The organism is Micromonospora sp. WMMC415 (assembly GCF_009707425.1).
Lineage (GTDB): Bacteria > Actinomycetota > Actinomycetes > Mycobacteriales > Micromonosporaceae > Micromonospora.
On the sequence record NZ_CP046104.1, the window covers coordinates 5,237,232 to 5,257,179 of the forward strand.

Here is a 19,948-nt window from a genome sequence, read left to right on the forward strand (position 1 = left end):
CGGCCCGCCCGCGACCGGTCTCGGTTCAGTCCTTCAGCGGGTACGGGACGAAGGTGCTCCGGTTCTCGTCCAGGTCGAGCCGGCGGCTGATCGGCGCGGCGGCCCGCTGCGGGCAGGTCATCCGCTCGCAGGTCTTGCAGCCCGGGCCGATCGGCGTGGCCGCCTCCGCCGCGTGCAGGTCCATCCCGGCGGAGTAGACCAACCGGTCGGCATGCCGCGTCTCGCAGCCCAGGCCGATCGCGTAGACCTTTCCCGGCTGGTTGTAGCCGCCGTGGTGACGGGTGATGGTACGGGCGATCCACAGGTAGCGTTGCCCGTCGGGCATCGCGGCGACCTGGACGACCACCCGCCCGGGCGAGCTGAACGCCTCGTAGACGTTCCACAGCGGGCAGGTGCCGCCGGTGTGGGAGAACGGGAAGCCGGTGGCGGACTGTCGCTTGGACATGTTGCCGGCCCGGTCGACCCGGACGAATGAGAACGGCACCCCACGTGCGCGGGGGCGTTGCAGGGTGCTGAGCCGGTGGCACACCGTCTCCCAGCCCATCGCGAAGTGCTGGGTGAGGAGGTCGATGTCGTACCGGCGCTGCTCCGCCGCCGCCAGGAACCGCTCGTAGGGCAGGATCAGCGCGGCGGCGAAGTAGTTCGCCAGTCCGACCCGGGCGAGGATCTGCGTCTGGACGTCGTCGAACCGCTCCTCCTCCACGATCTCGTCGATCACGTCGGCGAACTCCAGCAGCGCGATCTGCGCCGCCATCCGCATGGCCTCCTGTCCGGCCCGCAGCGACGCCGACAGGTGCAGGGTGCGCGTCTGCGGGCGGTAGCGGTGCAGTTCGTCGCCGAGCGAGGCGGCGTCGTCGCGGCGGACGTGCACGCCGTGTCGCTGTGCGAGCCGGTCCTGAAGCGCGGGTCGCACCTCGCCTCGGCGAAGTCCGATGCTCGTGGCCAGACGCTCCGCCGCCTCGTCCAGATCCGGTACGTAGTTCTGCCGCCGGTAGAAGAACTCGGTCACCTGGTCGTGCGGACTGCGCCCGATCGTCTCGCGGTCGCCCAGCAGCTCGGCGAGTTGCTCGTCCGCCTGCCGGTACCGCCGGTGCAGGTCGATGACGGCCTCGGCGACCTCGGGCAGCCGGGTGGCGAGTTCGGTGAGGTCGGCGACACCTGCCCGGCCAGGGAGCGCCTCGCGCAGCCCGGCCACGAGCCTCGGCGTGTCCCGCGGCGCGAAGACGGTCGGATCGACGCCGAACACCTCGGTGATGCGCATGAGCACCGGGACGGTCAGCGGCCGTGAATCGTGTTCGATCTGGTTGAGATAGCTGGGCGAGATGTTCAGCAGGCGGGCCAGGTGCGACTGGCTCAGAGCGCGGTCCTCGCGCAGCCGGCGCAGCCGGGCGCCCGCGAAGGTCTTGGTCATCGCCCGCACCTCCCCGCTGCTCGTACGCCGGTCCGACAGCAATTGGCAGGCTGCAAATATACCGCTTCGCAACTTCGCAAAATGCGGCGGAAAATTTCCAGAAATTGGCTCGTTCCGTCCCTCGACCCGCTGTCCAGGGCGTGTGAGCGTTGGCGACACCCCGGGGCCGGCATCGAGGTCCACCGCAACGCACGGCAGGTGCCGAGCGCCGGCGCCATCGAACTCCGAGGAGATGACATCATGCAGAACGCCGTTGAGCAGTTGCGCACCGAGTGGGAGACCGATCCCCGTTGGCAGGGCGTGCGGCGCAGCTACCGCGCGGAGGACGTGGTGCGCCTGCGCGGGGCGATCCAGGAGGAACACACCCTGGCCCGGCACGGGGCGGAGCGGCTGTGGCAACTGCTGCACAGTGAGGACTACATCCACGCGCTGGGCGCGCTCACCGGCAACCAGGCCGTGCAGATGGTCCGGGCCGGCCTGAAGGCCATCTACCTCTCCGGCTGGCAGGTGGCAGCGGACGCCAACCTCGCCGGGCAGACCTACCCCGACCAGAGTCTCTACCCGGCCAACTCGGTGCCGGCGGTGGTCCGCCGGATCAACAACGCCCTCCTGCGCGCCGCCCAGATCACCACCGCCGAGGGCGACACCACGGGAGCCGACTGGCTGGCGCCGATCGTGGCCGACGCCGAGGCCGGTTTCGGCGGTCCGCTCAACGCGTACGAGCTGATGACCGCGATGATCGCGGCCGGCGCCGCCGGCGTGCACTGGGAGGACCAGCTCGCCTCCGAGAAGAAGTGCGGACACCTCGGCGGCAAGGTGCTCATCCCCACCGGCCAGCACATCCGCACGCTGGAGGCGGCCCGGCTCGCCGCCGACGTCGCCGGGGTGCCGTCGGTGGTCATCGCCCGCACCGACGCCCAGGCCGCCACGTTGCTCACCACCGACGTGGACGAGCGCGACCGGCCGTTCGTCACCGGCGAGCGGACCGCCGAGGGCTTCTACCGGGTCCGGAACGGGGTCGAGCCGTGCATCGCCCGCGGCCTGGCGTACGCCCCGCACGCCGACCTGCTCTGGATGGAGACCAGCACCCCGGACCTGGAGGTCGCCCGTCGCTTCGCCGAGGCGATCAAGGACCAGTACCCGGACCAGCTCCTGGCCTACAACTGCTCGCCGTCGTTCAACTGGCGCAAGCACCTCGACGACGCGACCATCGCCAAGTTCCAGCGCGAGCTCGGCCACATGGGATACAAGTTCCAGTTCATCACCCTCGCCGGTTTCCACGCCCTCAACTACTCGATGTTCGACCTCGCCCGCGGCTACGCCACCGACGGCATGTCCGCGTACGTGGCGCTGCAGGAGCGGGAGTTCGCGGCCGAGCCGACCGGCTACACCGCCGTCAAGCACCAGCGCGAGGTGGGCACCGGCTACTTCGACCTGATCAGCACCGTGCTCAACCCGGCCGCCGAGACCACCGCCCTGCGCGGCTCCACCGAGGAGGAGCAGTTCGCATGAGGTACGAGGTCATCGGCCCGATGGCCGACCGGTTCGACCAGGTCCTCACCGCCGAGGCGCTGGACTTCCTGGTCGCGCTGGACAGCGAGTTCGCCGCCCGACGGGTGGCGCTGCTGGACACCCGGCGGGCGCGCCGGGACCGGTACGCCACCGGTCAGCTGCCCGACTTCCTCCCCGAGACGGCCACGATCCGCGCCGATCCCACCTGGCGGGTGGCCCCACCCGCACCCGGCCTCGTCGACCGCCGGGTCGAGATCACCGGACCGACCGACCGCAAGATGACCGTCAACGCGCTCAACTCCGGGGCGAAGGTGTGGCTCGCCGACTTCGAGGACGCCACTGCCCCGACCTGGCACAACGTCATCAACGGCCAGCTCAACCTGATCGACGCCCTGGATCGGCGGATCGACTTCACCGACCCGCGCGGCAAGCGGTACGCCCTCGGCGACGAGCTGGCCACGATCGTGGTCCGGCCGCGCGGTTGGCACCTCGTGGAGAAGGGGATCGCGGTGGACGGGCGGCCGATCTCGGCCAGCCTGGTCGACTTCGGGCTCTACCTCTTCCACTGTGCCCGGCGGCAGCTCGACGCCGGCGCCGGGCCGTACTTCTACCTCCCGAAGCTGGAGAGCCACCGCGAGGCGCGGCTGTGGAACGACATCTTCGTCTTCGCCCAGCAGTACCTGGGCCTTCCGCAGGGCACCATCCGGGCCACCACGCTGATCGAGACGATCACCGCCGCGTTCGAGATGGAGGAGATCCTGTACGAGCTGCGCGAGCACTCGGCGGGACTGAACGCCGGGCGGTGGGACTACATCTTCAGTGTGATCAAGAACTTCGGGCAGTGGCCGGACTTCGTCCTGCCGGACCGGTCCGAGGTCACGATGACGGTGCCGTTCATGCGGGCGTACACCGAACTGCTGGTGAGCACCTGTCACCGGCGGGGCGCGCACGCCATCGGCGGGATGGCCGCGTTCATCCCGAGCCGGGACCCGGAGGTCAACGAGGTGGCCCTCGCCCGGGTGCGGTCGGACAAGCGGCGGGAGGCCGGCGACGGGTTCGACGGGTCGTGGGTCGCCCACCCGGGCCTGGTCGACACGTGCCGGGAGGAGTTCGACGCGGTGCTGGGCGACCGCCCGAACCAGCTCGACCGACTCCGCGACGACGTCAGCGTCACCGCCGCAGACCTGCTCGCCGTCGACAAGACCCCGGGCCAGGTCACCGCCGCTGGGCTGCGGTCCAACATCGCGGTCGCGCTACGCTACATCGACGCCTGGCTCGGCGGCACCGGCGCGGTAGCGCTCCGGAACCTGATGGAGGACGCGGCCACCGCCGAGATCGCCCGCTGCCAGACCTGGCAGTGGCTGCACCACGGCACTCCCCTGGCCGACGGCGGTTGCGTGACGGACGAACTCGTCCGGTCGATCCTCGCCGAGGAACTCACCGCCCTGACGACGGGACGCGAGGGCGCCGAGCGGGACCGCGCCGAGCAGGCCGCACGGATCGTCGAGGACACCGCGTTCGGCGAGGACCTGCCGGCGTTCTTCACCACCGGGGCTTACGCCCGGCACCTCGGCCCGAATCGCAAGCCCGACGTCTCCATCGGCCAGGACGGGCCCTAACCGCGGTCGGCGCGCGCCGGAGCCGGGAAGGAGCTGTTGGTCCTTCCCGGCTCCTACCTCTGCTCGACGCGGATCGGGGCGGAGGTAAGTCCGGTACCGGCCCGGAATCGGGAGCACGATCACGCCAGCCGGTGGCCCGGGCCATAGGCCCGCCGCGCGAGGAGGCCCAGGATGCGAGGCGGTGCTGGTACGCGCGGGCCGTGACGGGTCCGGGCGTCGCAAGAGGGGAACCCGGTGTGAGTCCGGGACTGCCCCGCAGCGGTGAACGGCGCGTTCCTCGCCGTCGACAACCAGCGGCGCTGGCTGTTCAACCTCGTCGCCGCTGAAGAGGCCGACGATCTGGCGCAGGAGACGTACCTGCGGGCGATGCGGGCGATGCCGTCGTTCGCGGGCCGGTCCTCGGCGCGGACCTGGCTGCTCGGCATCGCCCGTCGGGTCGCGGTGGACCAGGTGCGGATGGCGATGTCACGTCCCCGCACGGTCCCCCTGTCGGACTCCCACGACACGGCTGACCCGAATCGCAGCGGCTTCGACCGGCAGGTGGCGCTGGAGCAGCTCATCGCCGCGCTACCCGACGACCGGCGCGAGGCGTTCGTCGTCACCCAGGTGCTCGGGCTGTCGTACGCCGAGGCGGCCGAAGTGTGCGACTGCCCGGTCGGGACGATCCGCTCCCGGGTGGCCCGGGCCCGCGAGGACCTGATCGCCGCCGTGGCCGCGCAGCCCGCCGAACTGTGGCGCAGGCGGGACGACGCCGCCGGGTGAGCATCCCTGACCTGCCCGCCCGCGCCGAGACGCGGGAACCAACGAGGCGCGTCGGCCGACTACTGGTACATGGGGTGTGCGCAGTGGCGTGAGGTGTTGTCGGCCCAGCTCGACGGCGAGGAGAGCCCGGCCGAGCGGCTGGCGGCCGAGGACCACCTGGCCGGGTGCGGGGGCTGCCGGGCGTGGTACGACCGGGCCGCCGCGGTGACCCGGCGTGCCCGGCTTTCGCTCAGCGCCGACGGTGTCGACCTCACCGACGTGGTGCTGGCCGCCCTGCCCGCTCCGACGCCGTGGTGGCGCCGTTCGCACCGGATCACGGTGGGCCTGCGAGCCGCGCTGGGCCTGATCGGTGTGCTGCAGCTCGTGCTCGGCCTCGCACAGGTGGGCCGCAGTGCCGCCAGCACGCACGTCCACGCCGGCGGTCCGCTGTCCTCCGGGCATCTGTGGCACGAGTCGGCGGCGTGGAACATCGCGGTCGGCGCCGGTTTCCTGTTCGTGGCGGCCCGGCGTACCCCACCGACCGGACTGGTGCCGATGCTGTCCGCATTCGTCGGCACCCTGGTGCTGCTGTCGGTCAACGATCTCGCCACCGGCCGGGTGGATCCCACCCGGCTGGTCAGCCACGCCTTCCTGCTCGCCGGGTACGTCGTCGTCGTGGCCATGTCCCGTACCCGGACAGGGCCGGGTGCCCCCTCCGGCCGTGCCCGCCGGGACGAGAGCCGGTGGCGGCTGACGGAGGACGAGACCCCCGCCCCCAGCCTGCGGCTGCTGCAACCGCCATTCCCGGGCTCCGCCCACCACCGCCAGGACACGGCAGCGTGACCTGCGGGATATGTGACGAAAGTTACCGCGCCGACGGGAACTCCCGCTCGCGCGGATCCGACCACTCGAAGACACCCGACCTCTGAGGGGATCCTCCATGCCCACCATCACCACCGGCCGTCGGCTGCGCCCGGCCGTCCTGCTCGCCGCCGCCGTCCTGGTCACCTCCGTCGCCGGTTGCGGGTCGTCGGACGACTCGTCGTCCGCCACGCCCACCGCGTCGCCGACGGCCGCGGCGTCGGCGAGCACGGCGGCGGGTGTGCTCGGCATCCGCGATCCGTGGGTGAAGGCCGCCGACACGGGCATGACCGCCGCGTTCGGCACCCTCGTCAACGACGGGGACAGCGACGTGACGATCACCGCCGCCGCGACCGAGGTGTCACCGATGGAGCTGCACGAGATGACCATGAAGGACGGGAAGATGGTCATGCAGGCCAAGCAGAGTGGCGTAGTGATCAAGGCCAAGAGCGAGCACGTGCTGCAGCCCGGCGGCGACCACCTGATGCTGATGGACCTCAAGCAGCCGGTGAAGGCCGGTGACGAGCTGACCTTCACGCTGACCTTCGCCGACGGCCGGACCCAGACGTTCACGGCGGTGGCGAAGCCGTTCACCGGCGCGCAGGAGAGCTACGCCCCCGGTCACGGCCAGCCGATGCCGGGCGGCTCGGCCAGCCCCAGCCCGGCGCCGTGACCGGCACGCCGACGCCCCACCGGGTGAGCCGGCGTGGCCTGCTCACCGGTGGGGCGCTGGCCGCCGGCGGCACGCTCGCCGGCGCCGCCGCCGTCACCGCCGCCCGTTCCGACACTCCCGTCGTGCGTACCGCCGACCCGGTCCCGGTGGCGGCGGTCGGCACCACGGTCGAGCCGTTCCACGGCACCCGACAGGCCGGGATCGCCACCGAACCCCAGGCGCACGCGGCGTTCGTCGCGTTCACCCTGAAACCAGGCACCGACCGGGCAACGCTGGGGCGGATGCTGCGGCTGCTCTCCGACGACGCCGCCCGCCTCACCCAGGGCCGCCCCGCCCTCGCCGACACCGAACCCGAACTCGGGCTACTGCCGGCCCGGCTGACCGTCACCTTCGGCTTCGGGCCCGGCCTCTACCGCGCCGCCGGCCTCGAGGACCGCCGACCGCCGTCGGTGGCCGACCTGCCGTCCTTCCGCATCGACCGGCTCCAGCCCCGCTGGTCCGGCGGGGACCTGCTGCTGCAGATCTGCGCCGACGACCCGCTCACCGTCGCCCACGCCCAACGGGTGCTGGTCAAGGACAGCCGGCCGTTCGCCACCGTCCGCTGGGTGCAACAGGGCTTCCGCCGCGCCGCCGGCGCCGAACCCGGCCACACGCAACGCAACCTGTTCGGCCAACTCGACGGCACCGCCAACCCGAAACCCGGCGGCCCCCTGGAGAGCGCCGTCTGGGTGACCGACGGCCCCGACTGGCTACGCGACGGCACCACCCTCGTCGTCCGCCGCATCTCGATGAACCTGGAAACCTGGGACCTGCTCGGCCGCACCGACCGGGAACTGGCCGTCGGCCGCCGCCTCGACACCGGCGCCCCGCTCACCGGCACCGCCGAACACGACGAACCCGACTTCGCCGCCCTCGGCCCCGACGGACTCACCGTCATCCCGGACTTCTCCCACCTCACCCGGGCCCACGTCACCGACGACCGGCTCAAGATCCTCCGCCGCCCCTACAACTACGACGGCCTACCCGCCGCCGACGGCACCGCCGACAGCGGACTGATCTTCGCCTCCTACCAGACGGACATCGCGGAACAGTTCCTGCCCATCCAGCGGCGCCTCGCCGAACGGGACCTGCTCAACGAGTGGACCACCCCGATCGGCTCCGCCGTCTTCGCCGTCCCGCCCGGCTGCCCCGACGGCGGCTGGATCGGCCAGCAACTGCTCGGCTGACCACACCCATCAGGAGAGACATGCGCACCAAGGTTCGCCGCCCGACAGTCGCCGGCCTCGCCGCCGCGCTGACCGTGGCGGCACTGCTGCTCGTACCGGCCGCGCCGGCCGCCGCACACAACACCCTGAAGGCCGCCACCCCGGCCAAGGACGCCCGGCTCACCGAGCCGCCGACGCAGATCACGCTCGAGTTCATGCAGAAGCTGAACCCGTCGTTCACCACCATCACCCTGTCCGACGCCGCTCAGCAGAAGGTGCCGACCAGCGAACCAGCCGTCACCGGCACCAAGGGCACCATCACCATCGACCAGGCTCTGACCAACGGCGCCTACACCGTCGCCTACCGCGTCGTCTCCGCCGACGGGCACCCGGTGCAGGGCTCGTACCGGTTCACCGTCGCCGACCCCACCGCCGGCCCCGCGGCGACCGCACCGCCCACCCCGGCCACCTCCGCCCCGGCCGCCGCCTCGACCGCCCCGTCGGCCAGCCCGGCCGCCGCCTCCCGAGACTCCGACAACGGCCCCGGAGCCGTGGTCCTGGTCGGCGGGATCCTCCTGGCGGCGGTGGTCGTCGCGGGAGCCGTCGCCCTGGTACGCCGACGGTCCCGATCGTCCTGACCCGCACCGGCGGCACCGTCCGCCGGCACCCGCCGATACCGGGGCCCGGCGTCCCGCTGCTGGCAGCCCGTCTCGCCGTGCCCAGTCGCTGCCGCCGACACGAACCCGGCCCTCGCCGACTCATCGAAACCAAGGTCAACCACGTGCCCGACACCGTTTCCTCCCCGGCCCAGCCGCCCCGGCACCTTCCGCCGGTGTCGCGGGTCGAGCGGACCAGCCGCCCGGCCGAGCCGGACCGCTCCGCCGCCGACGCAACGCTGCTGGCCGTCGCGGCGCTGGTGGGGGCGTTGGGCGTACTCCTGACCGGGTTGCGGGCCGGCGGCGCGCTGGTGGCAGCGATCCCCGGCCTGCCGGACCCGGGGCCGGTGACGACCTGGGCGCTGCCGGTAGTCCGGCTGCTCGCCGACGGGCTCGGCACGGTGACGGTGGGGCTGGCGTTCACGGCGGCGTTCCTGCTGCCCGGCGACGGGCCGAGCCTGTCGGCGTACGGGTGGCTGCTGCTGCGCCGCGCGGGCCTGGCGGCGGCTGGTTGGGCGGCTGCCGCCCTGGTCATGGTCGTGCTGACCGTGTCGGACCTGCTCGGCGTGCCGGTCGACCGGCTGGGTGCGGCGACCGTGGTCAGCTTCGCCACCTCGATCTCGCAGGGGCAGGCGCTGCTGCTGCAGGCCGGCCTGGCGTCGGCCGTGGCGGTGCTCGCCCGGGTGGGCGTGTCCCGGGGGCTCGCGGCCGCCGGGGCGCTGGTGGCGCTGGTCGCCGTGGTGCCACCGGCGTTCACCGGGCACGCCGCCGGGGCTGGTGACCATCAGATCGCGGTCTCCAGCCTCGTCCTGCACGTCATGGCCGCCGCCCTCTGGGTCGGCTGCCTGGTGGCCCTGCTGATGGTCCGTCGCGGCCGGCACCTCGCCGACGCCGCCGGCCGCTACAGCCGCCTGGCGCTGGGCTGCTTCGTCGCGGTCGCGGTCAGCGGCACCGTCAACGCCGCTGTCCGCCTCGGTGGCCTGGAGGAACTGTGGCGGTCCCGGTACGGCTGGCTCGTGCTGGGCAAACTGGCCGCGCTCGCCGTGCTGGGCGTACTCGGCGCCGCACACCGGGCCCGGGCGCTGCCCGCCCTGCGGGCCGGCCGTCGGGGTTCGTTCACCCGGCTGGCGGCCGGTGAGGTCGTCGTGTTCGCGGCAACCCTCGGGCTGGCGGTGGCGCTCTCCCGCAGCCCCACCCCGGTCACCGAGGACCCCGTGGCGGCGGACCCGGTCACCGAGGTGCTCGGCTTCCCGATGCCCGCTGCACCCACCGCCGGACGCCTGCTGGGCCAGCCGCTGCCCGACCTGTTCGTGTTGACCGTCGTCGTCCTGGGCGCCGCCGGCTACCTGGCCGGGGTGCGGCGGCTGCACCGGGCCGGGCACCGCTGGCCCGTCGTCCGGACCGCGAGCTGGCTCGCCGGCCTGGCCGTACTCGGCGCGATCACCGGCCTCGGCGTGGCCCGGTACGCGTACGTGCTGTTCAGCGTGCACATGGTGCAGCACATGGTGCTGTCCATGCTGGTGCCGATCCTGCTCGTCGGCGGCGCCCCGATCACCCTCGCCCTGCGGGCGCTCCGCCGCCCCGCCGACCCGCAGCTGCGCGGTGCCCGGGAGTGGCTGCTGCTCGCGCTGCACAGCCGGCCCGCGAAGCTGCTCACCCACCCCCTCGTAGCGCTGGGAATCTACGCCGGCAGCCTCTTCGGCCTGTACTTCAGCGACCTGCTCGGCACGCTCATGCGCTCCCACCTCGGCCACCTCGCGATGCTCGGCCACTTCGTGCTCGCCGGGTACCTGCTGTTCTGGGTGCTCATCGGCGTCGACCCGGGCCGCCCCCGGGTGCCGCACCCGATCCTGGTGCTCGTCCACCTGGCGGCGATGATGGCGCACGGCTTCTTCGGCCTGGTGCTCATGCAGACCACCACCGTCATCGCCCCCGACTGGTACCTCGCCGTCCACCCCGAATGGGCGTCCGCGCTGCTGGCGGACCAGAAACTCGGCGCGGGCATCGCCTGGGCGTTCGGGGAGATTCCGGCCGCCGTCGTCATGATCCTGCTGGTCCGGCAGTGGGTCCGCGCGGACCATCGCGAGCAGGCCCGCCTCGACCGCGCCGCCGACCGCGCCGAAGCCACCGGCGAGGACGACGACCTCGCCCGTTACAACGCCTTCCTCGCCGCCGCCCGCTCCCCCCGCCGGTTCGACGCGAGCTGACCGGAGCGGAGCCGGGAACTTTCCGGGGCCTCCGCCCGACTACTGGACCGGGAGACGGAGACCGGGCAGCCCTTGGCTCGATGGGCACGAGCTACCAGACCCCTGACCTATGAGCCTGATCGGAGTAGTTCATGTCCGTCACCGAACTGCCCGGCGACCGCCCGGCGGAGTCCGCCGCCGCGCCGGACACCGCACGACCCGCGCGCCGGCTCACGCCGTTCGCGGCGATGCTGACCCGGCTGCATTTCTACGCCGGCATCCTGGTCGCCCCGTTCCTGCTGATCGCAGCCGTGACCGGCCTCGCGTACACGATCACCCCGCAACTGGACCAGGCGCTCTACGGCAACCAGCTCACCGTCGCCGTCGTCGGCGACCAGCCCAGGCCCCTCGCCGAGCAGGTCACCGCCGCCCGGACCGCGCATCCCGACGGCACCCTCGCCGCCGTGTCACCCGGCACCGGCGACAAGACCACCCAGGTGGTGTTCTCGTTGGAGGAACTCGGCGAGAAGCAACACACGGTGTACGTGGACCCGTACACCGGCGAGGTCAAGGGCCAGCTCACCACCTGGTTCGGGTCCACCCCGGCCACCACCTGGCTGGACGACCTGCACCGCAACCTGCACCTGGGCGACCTCGGCCGGCACTACTCGGAGATCGCCGCCAGCTGGCTGTGGGTCCTCGTCCTCGGTGGCGTCATCCTGTGGTGGCGTCGACGCAGCGCCACGCGCGCCCGGGCGAGACACCTGCTCGTGCCGGACCTGTCCGTCCGCAAGGGAGTCCGCCGCACGCGTGGCTGGCACGCCACCACCGGCGTCTGGCTGGCTGTCGGCCTGCTGTTCCTGTCCGCCACCGGACTGACCTGGTCCCGGTACGCCGGCGCGAACTTCGGCACCGGCCTGGACGCCCTGCGCGCCGGCACCCCGGAGATCTCCACCGCCGTCGACGGAACGCCCCCGACCACCGGCGGCGGTGAGCACCAGCACGGCGGACCGACCAGCGGCGCCGCGGACAACCCGGCCACCTACGACAAGGTGCTGGCCACCGCGCGCGACGCCGGCCTCTCCGGACCGGTGGAGATCAGCCCCGCCGGGGAACCCGGCACCGCGTGGACGGTCACCCAGGTCGACAACACCTGGCCCGTCGCGAAGGACCGGATCGCCGTCGACCCGGCCGCCGGTCTGGTGACCGCGCGCAGCGACTTCGCCGACTGGCCGCTGCTCGCCCAGCTCAGCAGCCTCGGCATCCAGGCCCACATGGGTCTGCTGTTCGGCCCGCTCAACCAGATCCTGCTCGCCGCGCTCGCCCTGGGCCTGCTCTGCGTCATCGTCTGGGGCTACCGGATGTGGTGGCAGCGCCGTCCCACCCGCGCCGACCGCCGCGCCCCGCTCGGCGCACCACCCGCCCGGGGCGGAGCCCGTGGACTGCGGTGGTGGGTGCTGCTGGCCGGCGTGCCGGTCACCGTGGCCGTCGGCTGGGCGTTGCCCTGGTTCGGCGTCACCCTGCTCGGTTTCCTCATCGTCGACGTCATCCTCGGCGCGATCGCCCGCCGACGCCGCCCCGCCGTACCGGTCTCCCCGGCTCCGGCCGGCAGGTGACCCACCAGGCTCCTCGGCTTGAGGGCCTCCGCCCACCGAGGGATCGCGGCCGCCACGGCTGACGGTCCAGCGGCGACCCGCTGAAACGTCGTCGGGAACTTTTCCCGGCCCGGTGCCGACTACTTGCTGAGCCACACCGCCCCATCCGCCCACTGCGGCTCCGCGCGGAGCCGTCTTGTCGAAGGGATCCACGTCATGAGGACCGCCTTGCGGCGTACGGCCCAGGCCGGCGCTGCCACCCTGCTGGCCGCCGGTGCCGTGCTGCTGACCGCCGCGCCGGCCGCCGCGCACGTCACCGTCACCCCGACCGTGACGGCGGCCAATTCCTACACCGTCCTCACGGTCTCGGTGCCGCACGGCTGCGACGGCGCCGGCACCACCAAGGTCGCCGTCAAGATCCCAGAAGAGATCATCTCGGTGACGCCGACCGTCAACGCCAACTGGACCGTGTCGAAGGTGATGACCGACCTGAACCCACCAGTCAAGGACAGCCACGGCAACGAGATCACCCAGCGCGTCTCCGAGGTCGTCTACACCGCCAAGGCACCGCTGCCCGATGACCTGCGGGACACCTTCCAGCTGTCGCTGAAGCTGCCGGACACGCCGGGCAAGACGCTGGTCTTCCCGTCCGTGCAGACCTGCGAGAAGGGCGAGACGGCCTGGGTGCAGGTGCCCGCCGACGGGCAGAACCCGGACGACCTCGAACACCCGGCTCCCGGTTTCACAGTGACCGAGGCCGCGAAGGAAGGCGCCGCCGATCCCAGCCCCGCGGCCGATGTGGCGCTGGCCGGCGCGGAGAGCGACGCCGCCGATGAGCAGAGCGGCGGGACCAGCACGGTGAGCTGGATCGCGCTCGCGGCCGGCATCCTCGGCCTGCTGCTCGGCGGATTCGCCGTCCTGCGCCCGTCCATCGCCCGGTCCCGCGGCACCGACGCCTGACATGCCGATCCCGGTCCGACGCCCGCCAGCCCGGCTGGCGGGCCTCGCCGGTGCCCTGCTCTGCGGGCTCCTGCTGGCGCTCGGGCCGGCGGCACCGGCCCACGCGCACGCCACGCTGCTCGGCACCGACCCCGCCGACGGTGCCGTGCTGCCGAGCACACCGGCCACGGTCACCCTGACCTTCAACGAACCGGTCCAGGTCCGCGCCGGAGCCGTCCGGCTGCTCGACGCCACCGGGGCCGAGCAGCCGGCGGCCGTGCGTACCGTGGACACCCGGGTCGTGCTCGACGTGCCGCCCGGCTTGAGCGACGGCAGCTACGTGGTCACCTGGCGGGTCATCTCCGCCGACAGTCACCCGGTCGCCGGCGGGTTCACGTTCGCCATCGGTGCCCCCACCGCCGGCGCGATCGACGCCGCGACCGTCCCGGAGCCCAGCCGCGGCGTGCGGCTGACCCGCCAGCTCACCGAAGCGCTCGGCTACACCGGCGTGCTCGGCGGCGCAGGCCTGGCCGCCTTCGCGTTCCTGCTGCTGCCCGCCGCCGCCGGCGCCGTGGTCCGGCGCCGGATCTACGCCCTGCTGCGCTGGTCGGTTCCGGTCACCGCGGTCACGGTGCTCGTCGCCTTGCCCGTCGTCGTCGCCTGGCAGGACGGTGCCGACCTTGCCGCACTGGCCCGAGCGTCGACGTGGCGGACGGCGCTGGGCACCGACACCGCGCTCGCCGCGCTGCTCGCCGTCGCGGGCCTGGCCGTGGCGCTTTTCGCCGCTCACACCACCCGGTCACAGACCCGGCGGTACGCGGCAACGGCCGGCCTGGCCGGCGCCGCGCTCGCCGTGGGATCGCTGGCCCTGACCGGGCACACCCGTACGTTCGGCCCCGCCGTGCTCGTCCTCACCGCCGACCTGCTGCACGTGGCCAACGCCGCCCTCTGGCTCGGCGGGCTCATCGGACTCACCCTCCTGCTGCTGCCCTCCTCCCAGGCGACACCAACGGCGGCGGCGACCGCCATCACCGCGTTCTCCCGGGCGGCCGCATGGCTGGTCGCCGCCCTCACCATCACCGGTGTCCTGCTCGGCTGGCGCATCGTCCAGACCTGGTCCGCGCTGTTCGGCACCGCGTACGGCACCGCCCTGCTCGTCAAGGGCGCATGCGTCGCCGTCATCGTGGGGATCGCGGCCTGGAACCGCTACCGGCTGGTTCCCCGGATCACCGCCGCGGACGGCACGGGCCCGGCGTGGTCGGCGCTGCGCCGCACCGTACGAGCCGAAGCCGGGCTGCTCGCCGTCGTCATCGCCACCACCGGCGTGCTGGTGACCCGGAGCCCCGTCGAGGACGGCGACCCGTCCGCGCCCCCCGAACGCCCCGCGTCCGTGGAGCTCACCGCGCAGCTCGGCAACCACCGCGCCGCCATCGTGCTGACCCCGGGCGCCACCGGCGTCAACGCGCTGCAACTGACCATCCTCGACGGCGAGCGCCGACTGGTCGAGCCGGTCACCGCGCCGGAACTGCGCTTCAGCCTGCCCGCCCAGAACGTCGGTCCGCTCGAACGCTCCGTCTCCCGCACCGCACCCGGGCGCTACGAGGCCGTCGCCGAGTTCCCCCTGCCCGGCCAATGGATCGTCGAGGTCAGCGTCCGCACCTCCAAGTACGAGAACCCGGTCGCCCGCATACCCGTGGAGATTCCATGAAACGCCCGGTCGGCCGCGTCGTCGCGGCCCTGGCCGCCGCGGCGGCGGTCCTCCTGCTCACCGGCTCGCCCGCCACCGCGCACGTCCTGCTCGCCAAGGCACAACCCAACGGCGACGGCAGTACCACCCTCACCTTCACCTTCGACCACGGCTGCGGCGAATCACCCACCACCGAACTGATCGTCTCCCTTCCGGCTGGCGCCACCCCAGCCAGCCGCACCGAACAACCCGCCGGATGGACGGCGAGTACCGCGCCCAGCCGGGTCACCTGGGCCGGACCCGGGCTCAAGGCCGGCGCCGAAGCCGCGTTCTCCCTCACCACCCGCCTGACCGGCACGATCGGACAGCCACTGCGCTTCCCCACTGTGCAGCGCTGCGCCAACGGTGCGGCGTACGAATGGACCGACCCGCAACCCGGCGACGAACACCCCGCGCCCAGCCTGATCGCGACCGGTGCGATCCTGGCCCCGATCCCCGCGGCCACGCGGGCCGCTACCGCCCCGGCACCGGGCACCGGCGGTGCCGCCACCCTGCCACAGGCACTCGGCGCACTGGCCCTGTTCGTCGTCGCCGCCGCGACGGCGACCGCCCTCGCCCGTCCTCGCCGGCACCCGGCATCCTCACCCACGCACACACGCGACAGCTCGGTGCTCTGACACCGCAGCGACAGCAGCCGGACACCGCGCCGAAGCCACCAGATGTCCCACCGCCGTCATGCCGTGATCGCGGTCGGCACGTTGCGGGCTTGCGGCCCCATGCGGAAGTCGACGTCGATCTGCGTGCTGAGATCCATGCCCGCGCGTTCGTTGGCCCAGGCTGCCGCGTTGCGCCGATGGAACTCGTGGGCCCACCGGGTGAAGGCGGTCCAGTCCTGGACGCTGCGGTCGACGGCCTCGGTCAGCTGTCCCAGCACGGCCCGGTTAGCGGCTTCCAGCTCGTCCAGCGGCCCCACCGTGCCGCGTTCGGCCCGGCGCACGTACGCCGAGCGGCTCACCCAGGTGAGGAGGTCCTGGCCGACGTGCTCGCGGAGGAACTCGACATCCGACGCGTCCTCGACCTTGTTGCCGACGACGGACAGCGCGACTCCGTAGTCGCGGGCGTAGCCGGCGTACTGGCGGTAGACGCTGACGCTGCGTACCGTCGGCTCGCAGACCAGGAAGGTGCGGTCGAAGCGGGTGAACAGCCCTGAGGCGAACGAGTCGGCGCCGGCGGTCATGTCCACCACCACGTACTCGCCGGGCCCGTCGACCATGTGGTTGAGCAGCAGTTCGACCGCGCCGACCTTGGAGTGGTAGCAGGCGACGCCGAGGTCCTCGGCGGTGAACTCACCGGTCACCGCGAGCCGCACCCCACCTACCGGCCGGACGCACGACTCGTAGATCGGGTTGTCTTCGACCACGCCCAGCAGGCGCGAGCCGGTCCCCGGCGGCGTGGTCTTCACCATCTCATCGGCGGAGCCGATGCGGGGATTGTCGCCACGGAGGTGTTCCTTGATCACGGGCAGGTGTTCGCCGAGCGGGGTCATCGTCGCGGTGGCGCCCTCCGGTCCGCCGAGGGCCACTGCGAGGTGTTGGTTGATGTCGGCGTCGATGGCCAGCACCGGCCGACCCTGCGCCGCGAGGTGGCGGGCGAACAGCGCGGCCAGGGTGGTCTTCCCGCTGCCGCCCTTGCCGACGAACGCGACCTTCATCGCACGACCCCCGCAACGCTAACGGTAATCGTTTGCATGTACGGCACTGTAACCGGTCGCGCGGTGGTCCGGACGGCGACCCGCCAATGTGTCCACCGATCGGCAGGCGACCGTCCGTGGTGAGCGGTCAGAGGTGCCGGTCGGCGTCGGCGCGATGTCACGCTCGCCGCGGGGGCGCCTCGGCCGACAGGCCCAGCACGTCGACCGCGATGCGGTGGATCGTGTCGAGCGTACGGTCGCGTCCGCCGGCGCCCTCCACCATGAGCAGCAGGTGCCGCACGCCGGGCAGGGTGGCGGCCTGGTCCAGGATCTCCCCGCAGCGGCGGGGCGAGCCGACCGGGTGGATGGTGATGAGGCGTTCCACGTAGGCGTCCAGATCCCGGTGGCTCGCGGGGGTGCTGTCGAGGCGGACGTACTCCCGGGTGCCGGCGAGCAGCGCCGGGAGCCCGGCGCGGACATCGTCGGCGGCCTGCGCGTCGCTGTCCCCGACGTGTGCCAGGTGGGCGCTGGCGTGGCCGACGGGGTGCCCGTCGTGGCCGTGCGCGGCCGCCACCCCGGCGTAACGGTCGAGCATGTCCGCCTTCTCGGCGAGGTCGGCGTGCAGCCCGAGCAGCAGCGGCATGCCGTGCCGCGCGGCGAGGTCCACCGTCTGCGGTGACGTCGCCGCGACCCATACCGGTATCCGCCGTGCGGGACGCGGCACGACCGGCACCGGCCGAAAGGGGAATCGGTCGTTGCCGGCCACGGTCGCCACGCCGGACAGCCACCGGTCCAGCAGTTCCAGTGCGTCGTGAAAGCCGGTGTGGAAGCGGTCCAGGCCGGTGCCGAACACCTCCAAGTCGACCCACGGGCCGCCCCGGCCGACCCCGAGCCGGAACCGGCCGCCGGACAACTCGTCGAGCAGCACCGCCTCCTCGCCCAGAGCGACCGGGTGACGGTTCGACAGGATGCAGGCCGCGGTGCCGACGGCGATGCGTGCGGTGGAGCCGAGCAGGTGCGCGGCGAAGGTGGTCGCCGAGGGACACACGCCGTAGGAGATGAAGTGGTGTTCGGCGATCCAGACCCCGGCGTATCCGACGGCCTCGGCGGCACGGCCGTACTGATGGGCGTCGGCCAGAGCCGTGGCGTGAGTGCCGCCCGGGCGGTGCCCGGCGAGCAGGAACAGGTGGACGTCGACGTCCCTGCCTGCTCGCCGGGCGGCAACCGGGTCAGCAGTCACGCAGCTCGGGTGACTGGTTGAGCAACTGGCCGCGGGTGGAGACGAAGCGGCGGTAGGTGTCCGAGCCGACGGCGGCCAGGCGGAACGCCGCAATGCGGTGGCAGTTCTGGAAGGCCAGTTTGACGCCGAAGTGGCGCTCGAGACTGGACCGGATGGCGTCGCTGGCCAGGGCGCGCAGGAGTTGGCCCCGCTCGGCCTCGCTCGGCGGCGGGATGACGTTGTCGGCGAACTCGCCGTCGGACGACTCCAGCTCCGCCACTACCCGACTGACGGTCTGCCAGGCGTACGGCAGTGAGTCGCGGACACAGGCCACGAACTCCTCGTCGGCGACGGGCCCCGATTCGGCGGCCTGCAACAGGTTGGGTGGCACGGTGAGAGACATGCTCCTCCTCACACGATAACGATCACAATTGTCGTTAGCGTCGCGTCACGAGCACACCACGCACCGTGCGTGGCGTCAATGGCCGCTGACGCCATGGGGGCCGGCCGGCGCGAGGCCCGGGTGGGCGGTGGGCTCGCGCCGGCCGGAGTCCGCCGCTTGCCGGTACCCCCTACCTCGGCGGACGTCTGTGTTCGGCTGCTTGTGACGGTGGTGGTCAGGGAAGGACGTCGAAGGTCCAGGTCTTGGCGCCGGAGCTGATGGTGGCGCCGGTGGAGGCGAGCTTCGCGGTGACTTCGAAGGTGACGGTGTAGGTGCCGGCGGCGTCGAAGCCCCAGTTGACGTGGGCGTGGGTGTTGCGGTTGACGTTGAGGCTGTCGGGCAGACCGTTGCCGCTGTCGAACAGCACCGTCGGGGTGCCGCCGGAGACGGTGTAGACGCTGAATCCGGCCGGCCCGGTGACGTTGGTCAGCTTGAAGGTGACCCGGTTGTTCTGGAGCACACCACTGGGCACCTCGGTGGTGTTCCAGCCGGCCCAGAGCAGCCCGGCGGTGCTGGCCTGGGGCAGCACCCAGGCCTGGCCGCCGGTGCCGAGGAACGACCAGGCACTGCCGCCGGGCACGGTGAGCTTGGCGGTGTTGGGAACGCGCAGGACGACGTCGGCGGGGTTGCGCTCCACCGACGGACTGACGGTGTCGTCGAGCAGGTTGACGGTCAGTGCGCCGCCGGCGTAGTCGACGTCGATGACGTCGACGTGGCCGCTGGAGAGCACGATCGGCGCCGCGGCCGCGGGGGTGGCGGTGCCGGCGAGCAGCGCGGCGGTCAGGACGAGGCCGGCGAGGAAACGGCTGCGGGTACGCATGGTGCTCACGCCCTGACCACGACGCGCAGGGTGGCCGGTTCGCTGGTGACCTGCTCGCCGGTGGCGGCGAGGGTGCCGGTGGCCCGGAAGGTGACGCAGTAGGTGCCGGCGCGGTCGAAGGCCCAGTTGGCGTGCAGGTGGTCGCCGGCGGTCAGGGCGATGGTGTCGGGCAGGCCGTCGCCGCTGTCGGCGAGGATGGTGGGCTGCCCGACGGCGTTCTCGGTGTAGATGGCGAGCTGCCCGGGCCCGCTGACCGACTGCACGCTGAGGGTGAGCGCGTCGGCGGTGAAGGTACCGGGCTCGACCTCTTCGGCGGCGATGCCGGGCCAGACGAGGTCGGTGTTCTGGATCTCGGGCAGGATCCACACCTTCGACACCCCGGGAGTGCCGAGGAAGCCGAAGGCGGGGTCGTTCGGGACGGTGACCTTGGCCTGCCGCTTGACGACGATCTTGACGTCGTCGGCGGCGTACTCGACGTCGTTGTCCTCGTCGTGGACGCCGAGCTCCAGCTCGCCGGCCTCGTACGCGATGTCGACCAGGTCGAGGTGCCCGGAGTTGAAGGTCACCACGGCGGCCTGCGCCGGCGGCGCTGCCGCGAGCAGCGCCGCGGTCACCGCCCCGGAGGCGAGCAGCAGGCGGATGGGCTTACGCACGAAGGAACTCCTTCCGCGCGGTCCCCAATGGACCACGTT

At 72.7% G+C, this 19,948-nt stretch carries 17 protein-coding genes, 1 pseudogene and 1 riboswitch; of the genes and pseudogenes, 12 read left to right on the top strand and 6 right to left on the bottom strand.

From position 1 onward, the window contains the following. Positions 1-25 precede the first annotated feature (25 nt). Positions 26-1,411, bottom strand: a complete 1,386-nt coding sequence (locus GKC29_RS24570; protein WP_196255710.1) for a short-chain fatty acyl-CoA regulator family protein — start codon at positions 1,409-1,411, stop codon at positions 26-28. Positions 1,412-1,651: 240 nt separating this feature from the next. On the opposite strand from GKC29_RS24570, the gene aceA reads away from it, so the two are divergent. The 12 genes and pseudogenes from aceA to GKC29_RS24630 all read left to right on the top strand — a co-directional run bounded on the left by aceA (position 1,652) and on the right by GKC29_RS24630 (position 15,762). Continuing rightward, positions 1,652-2,923, top strand: a complete 1,272-nt coding sequence (gene aceA / locus GKC29_RS24575) for an isocitrate lyase (RefSeq protein WP_155333076.1) — start codon at positions 1,652-1,654, stop codon at positions 2,921-2,923. After that, complete coding sequence (aceB, locus tag GKC29_RS24580) at positions 2,920-4,542, top strand: malate synthase A (RefSeq protein WP_155333077.1); 1,623 nt, start codon at positions 2,920-2,922, stop codon at positions 4,540-4,542. The genes aceA and aceB overlap by 4 nt, the downstream gene beginning before the upstream one ends. Positions 4,543-4,723: 181 nt before the next feature. Further along, positions 4,724-4,856, top strand: a riboswitch (cobalamin riboswitch). After that, positions 4,813-5,304, top strand: a pseudogene (locus GKC29_RS24585) (sigma-70 family RNA polymerase sigma factor); the annotation flags it as partial. Its footprint overlaps the riboswitch before it by 44 nt. Before the next feature lie 69 nt (positions 5,305-5,373). Further along, a complete protein-coding gene (locus GKC29_RS24590; protein WP_155333079.1) occupies positions 5,374-6,126 on the top strand; it encodes a zf-HC2 domain-containing protein in 753 nt (250 codons plus the stop codon). 97 nt (positions 6,127-6,223) lie between these two features. Next, positions 6,224-6,817: a copper chaperone PCu(A)C gene (locus GKC29_RS24595; protein WP_155333080.1), complete on the top strand. Its 594-nt coding sequence runs from the start codon at positions 6,224-6,226 to the stop codon at positions 6,815-6,817. Between the two features lie 23 nt (positions 6,818-6,840). After that, positions 6,841-8,043 (top strand): Dyp-type peroxidase, encoded by a 1,203-nt coding sequence (locus tag GKC29_RS24600; RefSeq protein WP_155334323.1) that lies wholly within the window; start codon positions 6,841-6,843, stop codon positions 8,041-8,043. Positions 8,044-8,063: 20 nt separating this feature from the next. Continuing rightward, complete coding sequence (locus GKC29_RS24605; protein WP_155333081.1) at positions 8,064-8,660, top strand: copper resistance CopC family protein; 597 nt, start codon at positions 8,064-8,066, stop codon at positions 8,658-8,660. 194 nt (positions 8,661-8,854) lie between these two features. Next, the gene (locus GKC29_RS24610) at positions 8,855-10,885 is read left to right on the top strand and encodes a cytochrome c oxidase assembly protein (RefSeq protein ID WP_155334324.1); all 2,031 of its coding nucleotides are present in this window, start codon (positions 8,855-8,857) and stop codon (positions 10,883-10,885) included. Between the two features lie 131 nt (positions 10,886-11,016). Then, positions 11,017-12,480, top strand: a complete 1,464-nt coding sequence (locus GKC29_RS24615) for a PepSY domain-containing protein (RefSeq protein ID WP_155333082.1) — start codon at positions 11,017-11,019, stop codon at positions 12,478-12,480. A 195-nt stretch (positions 12,481-12,675) separates the two neighbouring features. Next, positions 12,676-13,419 (top strand): YcnI family protein, encoded by a 744-nt coding sequence (locus tag GKC29_RS24620; protein WP_155333083.1) that lies wholly within the window; start codon positions 12,676-12,678, stop codon positions 13,417-13,419. Between the two features lies 1 nt (position 13,420). Beyond that, a complete protein-coding gene (locus tag GKC29_RS24625) occupies positions 13,421-15,106 on the top strand; it encodes a copper resistance protein CopC (protein ID WP_155333084.1) in 1,686 nt (561 codons plus the stop codon). Then, positions 15,103-15,762, top strand: a complete 660-nt coding sequence (locus GKC29_RS24630) for a DUF1775 domain-containing protein (RefSeq protein ID WP_196255711.1) — start codon at positions 15,103-15,105, stop codon at positions 15,760-15,762. Before GKC29_RS24625 ends, GKC29_RS24630 begins: the two co-directional genes overlap by 4 nt. Positions 15,763-15,818: 56 nt before the next feature. Here GKC29_RS24630 and GKC29_RS24635 read toward each other — a convergent pair whose 3' ends face one another. The 5 genes from GKC29_RS24635 to GKC29_RS24655 all read right to left on the bottom strand — a co-directional run bounded on the left by GKC29_RS24635 (position 15,819) and on the right by GKC29_RS24655 (position 19,909). Then, a complete protein-coding gene (locus GKC29_RS24635) occupies positions 15,819-16,796 on the bottom strand; it encodes an ATP-binding protein (RefSeq protein ID WP_155333086.1) in 978 nt (325 codons plus the stop codon). 157 nt (positions 16,797-16,953) lie between these two features. Then, positions 16,954-18,015 carry an LLM class flavin-dependent oxidoreductase gene (locus tag GKC29_RS24640; RefSeq protein WP_155333087.1) on the bottom strand — a complete coding sequence of 354 codons (1,062 nt, stop codon included), beginning with the start codon at positions 18,013-18,015 and terminating at the stop codon, positions 16,954-16,956. After that, the gene (locus GKC29_RS24645) at positions 18,005-18,397 is read right to left on the bottom strand and encodes an SCO5389 family protein (protein WP_155333088.1); all 393 of its coding nucleotides are present in this window, start codon (positions 18,395-18,397) and stop codon (positions 18,005-18,007) included. The genes GKC29_RS24640 and GKC29_RS24645 overlap by 11 nt, the downstream gene beginning before the upstream one ends. A gap of 214 nt (positions 18,398-18,611) precedes the next feature. Continuing rightward, positions 18,612-19,265 carry a choice-of-anchor M domain-containing protein gene (locus tag GKC29_RS24650; protein ID WP_155333089.1) on the bottom strand — a complete coding sequence of 218 codons (654 nt, stop codon included), beginning with the start codon at positions 19,263-19,265 and terminating at the stop codon, positions 18,612-18,614. Next, positions 19,262-19,909 (bottom strand): choice-of-anchor M domain-containing protein, encoded by a 648-nt coding sequence (locus tag GKC29_RS24655; RefSeq protein ID WP_155333090.1) that lies wholly within the window; start codon positions 19,907-19,909, stop codon positions 19,262-19,264. Before GKC29_RS24655 ends, GKC29_RS24650 begins: the two co-directional genes overlap by 4 nt. Positions 19,910-19,948: the final 39 nt, after the last annotated feature.